Origin of the sequence: Morganella psychrotolerans, assembly GCF_001676155.1 — a bacterium.
GTDB classification, from domain to species: domain Bacteria; phylum Pseudomonadota; class Gammaproteobacteria; order Enterobacterales; family Enterobacteriaceae; genus Morganella; species Morganella psychrotolerans.
The window spans coordinates 1-4689 of sequence record NZ_LZEW01000011.1 but is presented as its reverse complement, the minus strand read 5'-3'; the positions used below and the strand labels follow the sequence as shown (position 1 = coordinate 4689).

Below are 4689 nucleotides of genomic sequence, written 5' to 3'. Positions count from 1 at the left end.
ACAGAATTTGCCTGGCGGCACTAGCGCGGTGGTCCCACCTGACCCCATGCCGAACTCAGAAGTGAAACGCCGTAGCGCCGATGGTAGTGTGGGGTCTCCCCATGTGAGAGTAGGGAACCGCCAGGTTATTATTTTAAATCCGTGCCTCAGGGCATGGATTTTTTGCTGATATGGCTCAGTTGGTAGAGCACACCCTTGGTAAGGGTGAGGTCCCCAGTTCGAATCTGGGTATCAGCACCATAGATTTTAAGTTCGGTAATATACAGAATTTGCCTGGCGGCACTAGCGCGGTGGTCCCACCTGACCCCATGCCGAACTCAGTAGTGAAACGCCGTAGCGCCGATGGTAGTGTGGGGTCTCCCCATGTGAGAGTAGGGAACCGCCAGGTTATTATTTAAGCCGAGAAGCCACCCAAAGGGTGGCTTTTTTGCGTTTATCTGCCGCCAAAGTCGCCAAATGTATCGCTTTGCTGTGCTACGCGTCTGTTGACTGATAAACTAGTCACATGTTTGTCCGATGAGTTTTCATTATGTCCCCTGAGTCCGCTAATTCACTTCGTCTGTTACATACTTTTGGTATTGAAGCCTGCGCGTTAAATATAGAAACGGCTGAAACTGTTTCTGATCTGTGTCATTTATGGCAGGCTGCACAGGCGGCACATGTCCCTTTCCTGTTGTTAGGCTGCGGGAGTAATGTCCTGTTTACCACCGATTTTTCCGGCACGGTGGTGATGAATCAAATTATGGGAAAAACTATCCGTGAAACACCAACGGCGTGGTTGGTTGATGTGGGTGCCGGTGAAAATTGGCATGATTTGATCCGTTTTTTACTGATAAACGGGATCAGCGGAATGGAAAACCTGGCATTGATTCCAGGGTGTGCCGGTACGGCACCTATACAGAACATTGGAGCATATGGAATTGAATTTAAAGATGTCTGTGATTATGTCGATGTTACATCTCTTGCAGATGGCAGGACAGAACGACTGAGCGCTGACGCCTGTCGGTTTGGTTACCGGGACAGTATCTTTAAGCATGAATACCAGAACGGTTATGCGATTACTGCGGTTGGTCTGAAGCTACCTAAACAATGGATTCCTGAGCTGAGCTACGGCGATTTAAAAACACTGGATCCGGCGACAGTCACACCGCAGCAGGTTTTCGATATGGTATGCAAGATGCGAATGAGCAAATTACCGGATCCGAAAATTACCGGTAATGCAGGTAGTTTCTTTAAAAATCCGGTAATCAGCACAGAACTCGCTCAGCAAATAAAAGCAGAATATCCGTCCTGTCCGCAGTATGTGGTTGAGGATGGTATAAAACTGGCAGCTGGCTGGCTGATTGATCAGTGTCAGCTGAAAGGTCATTCAGAAGGTGGCGCATCTGTGCATGTGAATCAGGCTCTGGTGCTTATCAACCGGGAGCAGGCAACAGGGGATGATGTCATTCGTCTTGCCCGTTATGTCCGTCAGCAGGTTGCAGCCCGTTTTCAGATTGAATTAGAGCCGGAAGTCCGTTTTATTGGTGCAACAGGTGAAATCAACGCAACAGAGGCCATCGCATGAAAGATTACAGCATGCCGCTGACGCTTATCCGTATCCTGTCTGATGGTGAATTCCATTCAGGTGAACAGCTTGGTGATAAACTCGGTATGAGCCGGGCGGGTATTAATAAACATATCCGGACATTGCGTGAAATGGGTATTGAGATGGAGACGGTGACAGGAAAAGGTTACCGTCTCTTTGCACCGATGAACCTGCTGCAGTCAGAGGCTATAAATGCGCTCTTACCCGGTCGGCAAATAGATGTACTGCCTGTTATCAGTTCCACCAATCAGCATTTACTGGATAAGATTGGACAACTGTCATCCGGTGATGCGTGTGTGGCTGAATATCAGTATGCGGGGCGCGGACGCCGTGGACGCCAATGGGTATCCCCGTTCGGGCGAAATTTGTACCTCTCACTGTACTGGCGTCTGGAGCAGGGACCGGCAGCGGCAATCGGGCTGAGTCTGGTGGTTGGCATCGTTCTTGCTGAAACACTGCACGAACTGGGTGCAACAGGCGTAAAAGTAAAATGGCCGAATGATTTATATCTTGAAGATAAAAAGCTGGCCGGTATTTTAGTCGAGCTTCAGGGAAAAACGGGTGATGCTGCACATGTCATCATCGGGATTGGTATAAATCTGACGATGGAAAATACCAATACGGATCAGATTGGGCAGCAGTGGATCAATCTGGAGCAATCAGGTATCCGTATTGATCGAAATACGCTGGCCGCCGCATTTATTAATCATCTGATTGATGCACTTCATCTGTTTGAAAAAAGCGGACTCGCGCCTTTTATTGAGCGCTGGTATGCATTTGATAACTACCTTAACCGTGAAGTTAAATTAATTATTGGTGAGCGGGAAGTCGTTGGTATATCTCGTGGGATTAATGGACAGGGTGCGTTGTTATTGGATCAGTTCGGCGAAATTACCCCCTATATCGGCGGGGAAATTTCACTGCGTGGTATCAATGCAAAAAACAAACCGGCGTGATGTCGGTTTGTTTTTAACAGAAGAATTTACTATTTTCGCAGCTTCACATTTGTCACCATGTGATTTGCACCTTTCGTCATCACTAAGCTGGCGCGCTCTCTGGTTGGCAAAATATTTTCGTGCAGATTGAGCCCGTTGATTTCATCCCAGATAGTTGATGCGATACCGACAGCCTCGCTCTCTTCCAATTGCGCGTAATGATGGAAATAGGAGTTCGGATCGGTAAACGCACCCTGACGAAATTTCAGGAAACGCCCGATATACCAGCTTTTCAGCAACTCTTCCGGTGCATCCACATAAATAGAGAAATCCACAAAATCTGAAACAAACACATGGTGCAATGACTGCGGATAATCCATGCCGCTTTGCAGCACATTCAATCCTTCCAGAATAACAATATCCGGCTGTTCCACGACAAGCTGCTTATCCGGCATGATGTCATAGGTCAGATGTGAATAGACCGGCGCCAGCACTTTTGGTGTACCGGATTTTACTTCTGACACAAAGCGGACGAGATTGTGCATATCGTAAGATTCAGGAAATCCTTTCTTTCTCATAATTCCGCGCTCATTGAGCACCGAATTAGGATGAAGGAAACCATCTGTGGTGATCAGGTCAACTTTCCTGTGTTCCGGCCAGCGGCTCAGAAGTGCCTGAAGCAGGCGGGCAGTCGTACTTTTACCAACAGAAACACTGCCGGCAATGCCAATCACATAAGGTACTTTGGCTTCATTTCTGCCGAGAAATTGCTCGAGCACAGCCTGGCGGCGCAGATTTGAACTGATATAGAAATTCAGCAACCGGGATAATGGCAGATAAATCGCGATAACTTCATCAATTGAAATTTCATCGTGAATACCGCGCAGCTCATCAATTTCCTGCTCAGATAAGGTCATCGGAACCGAGTTACGTAAAGTGGCCCACTGACTACGGCTGAAATGAAGATAAGGAGAGAGCGATTTTTCTTTATACATAAACCAACGTCTGCCTTTATTACGCAGGTTGGACCGGTCATAAAAACCCGTACCGGCCAAAAAATAATTCGCATCATAGCGAGAGATGGAAGTCAGGCGTAGCAATTTTTTTGAAAAAATGCATTTTTTTTGATGTCGGAGACATAAATCGCATTACAAAAGATATAATTAAAGTGCTAAAAGTAATCTGATTATTGAATTTTGTATAGTCAGTCTGTGTGATAGCCGAATCCCGGATGTTATAATCAGCGCTGCTATTTTGTACATTACCTATTGAAAAAAACAGCAAAACACGGAAGAATGTGTACTTTGTGAGCAAAAGAACAATTTCAGCAATTTTTTTTGTTGCATCCTGCGCAAAGTCTCCATAGAATGCGCAGCACTTGATGCCGGCATAGCTCAGTTGGTAGAGCAACTGACTTGTAATCAGTAGGTCCCGAGTTCGACTCTTGGTGCCGGCACCAATTAAAAATTTAGATCAGGTGGGATACCCAAGCGGCCAAAGGGAGCAGACTGTAAATCTGCCGTCACAGACTTCGAAGGTTCGAATCCTTCTCCCACCACCATCTAGTGTGAATTATTATCCCGGGTGTTTTATTCATCAATCCTTCGATGTAAAATACCTGAGATTCAGTTACAGCCGATTTAAGTCAGGTAGCCGAGTTCACGCGGGCATCGTATAATGGCTATTACCTCAGCCTTCCAAGCTGATGATGCGGGTTCGATTCCCGCTGCCCGCTCCAAGATGTGCTGATATAGCTCAGTTGGTAGAGCGCACCCTTGGTAAGGGTGAGGTCGGCAGTTCGAATCTGCCTATCAGCACCACTTCCGTTGTTCTCCCTTCCCTGATTTCTATCTCTGTAAATACCCAGACAAGCAATATTGCTTGGTTGATGTGGTGTAACCACCGATTCCGTGTCTCAGAGGGACAATCTAATGTCTAAAGAAAAGTTTGAACGTACAAAACCGCACGTTAACGTTGGTACTATCGGCCACGTTGACCACGGTAAAACTACCCTGACAGCTGCAATCACTACCGTTCTTGCTAAAACCTACGGTGGTTCTGCTCGTGCATTCGATCAGATCGATAACGCACCTGAAGAAAAAGCACGTGGTATCACTATCTCTACCTCACACGTAGAATACGATACGCCTGCACGTCACTACGCGC

4 protein-coding genes, 5 tRNA genes and 2 rRNA genes are annotated in these 4689 nt (G+C 46.8%); 10 read left to right on the top strand and 1 reads right to left on the bottom strand.

Annotation, left to right across the window (positions count from 1 at the left end; translation table 11 throughout):
* The first annotated feature begins 10 nt into the window (after positions 1–10).
* From rrf (AYY16_RS10375) to birA, 5 genes are all read left to right on the top strand, one after another.
* A 5S ribosomal RNA gene (gene rrf / locus AYY16_RS10375) occupies positions 11–126 on the top strand.
* 38 nt (positions 127–164) lie between these two features.
* Positions 165–240 (top strand) — tRNA-Thr (locus AYY16_RS10370).
* A 32-nt stretch (positions 241–272) separates the two neighbouring features.
* Positions 273–388, top strand: a 5S ribosomal RNA gene (gene rrf / locus AYY16_RS10365).
* A 141-nt stretch (positions 389–529) separates the two neighbouring features.
* Complete coding sequence (murB, locus tag AYY16_RS10360) at positions 530–1567, top strand: UDP-N-acetylmuramate dehydrogenase (RefSeq protein ID WP_067365936.1); 1038 nt, start codon at positions 530–532, stop codon at positions 1565–1567.
* A complete protein-coding gene (gene birA, locus AYY16_RS10355; RefSeq protein ID WP_067365935.1) occupies positions 1564–2544 on the top strand; it encodes a bifunctional biotin--[acetyl-CoA-carboxylase] ligase/biotin operon repressor BirA in 981 nt (326 codons plus the stop codon). Before murB ends, birA begins: the two co-directional genes overlap by 4 nt.
* A gap of 29 nt (positions 2545–2573) precedes the next feature.
* Here the strand turns inward: birA and coaA are convergent, their stop codons facing one another.
* Positions 2574–3518: a type I pantothenate kinase gene (gene coaA, locus AYY16_RS10350; protein ID WP_067365939.1), complete on the bottom strand. Its 945-nt coding sequence runs from the start codon at positions 3516–3518 to the stop codon at positions 2574–2576.
* A gap of 388 nt (positions 3519–3906) precedes the next feature.
* On the opposite strand from coaA, the gene AYY16_RS10345 reads away from it, so the two are divergent.
* The 5 genes from AYY16_RS10345 to AYY16_RS10325 all read left to right on the top strand — a co-directional run.
* Positions 3907–3982, top strand: a tRNA-Thr gene (locus AYY16_RS10345).
* A gap of 17 nt (positions 3983–3999) precedes the next feature.
* A tRNA-Tyr gene (locus tag AYY16_RS10340) sits at positions 4000–4084 on the top strand.
* 102 nt (positions 4085–4186) lie between these two features.
* Positions 4187–4261: transfer RNA gene (locus tag AYY16_RS10335), tRNA-Gly, on the top strand.
* Between the two features lie 6 nt (positions 4262–4267).
* Positions 4268–4343 (top strand) — tRNA-Thr (locus AYY16_RS10330).
* Positions 4344–4454: 111 nt separating this feature from the next.
* Positions 4455–4689: GTP-binding protein (locus tag AYY16_RS10325; RefSeq protein WP_235846275.1), on the top strand; the 235-nt coding region annotated here is incomplete at its 3' end.

Coding starts and splice junctions, on each gene's coding strand:
- murB (WP_067365936.1), top strand. CDS start 530: ATGTCCCCTGAGTCCGCTAATTCACTTCGTCTGTTACATACTTTTGGT.
- birA (WP_067365935.1), top strand. CDS start 1,564: ATGAAAGATTACAGCATGCCGCTGACGCTTATCCGTATCCTGTCTGAT.
- coaA (WP_067365939.1), bottom strand. CDS start 3,518: ATGTATAAAGAAAAATCGCTCTCTCCTTATCTTCATTTCAGCCGTAGT.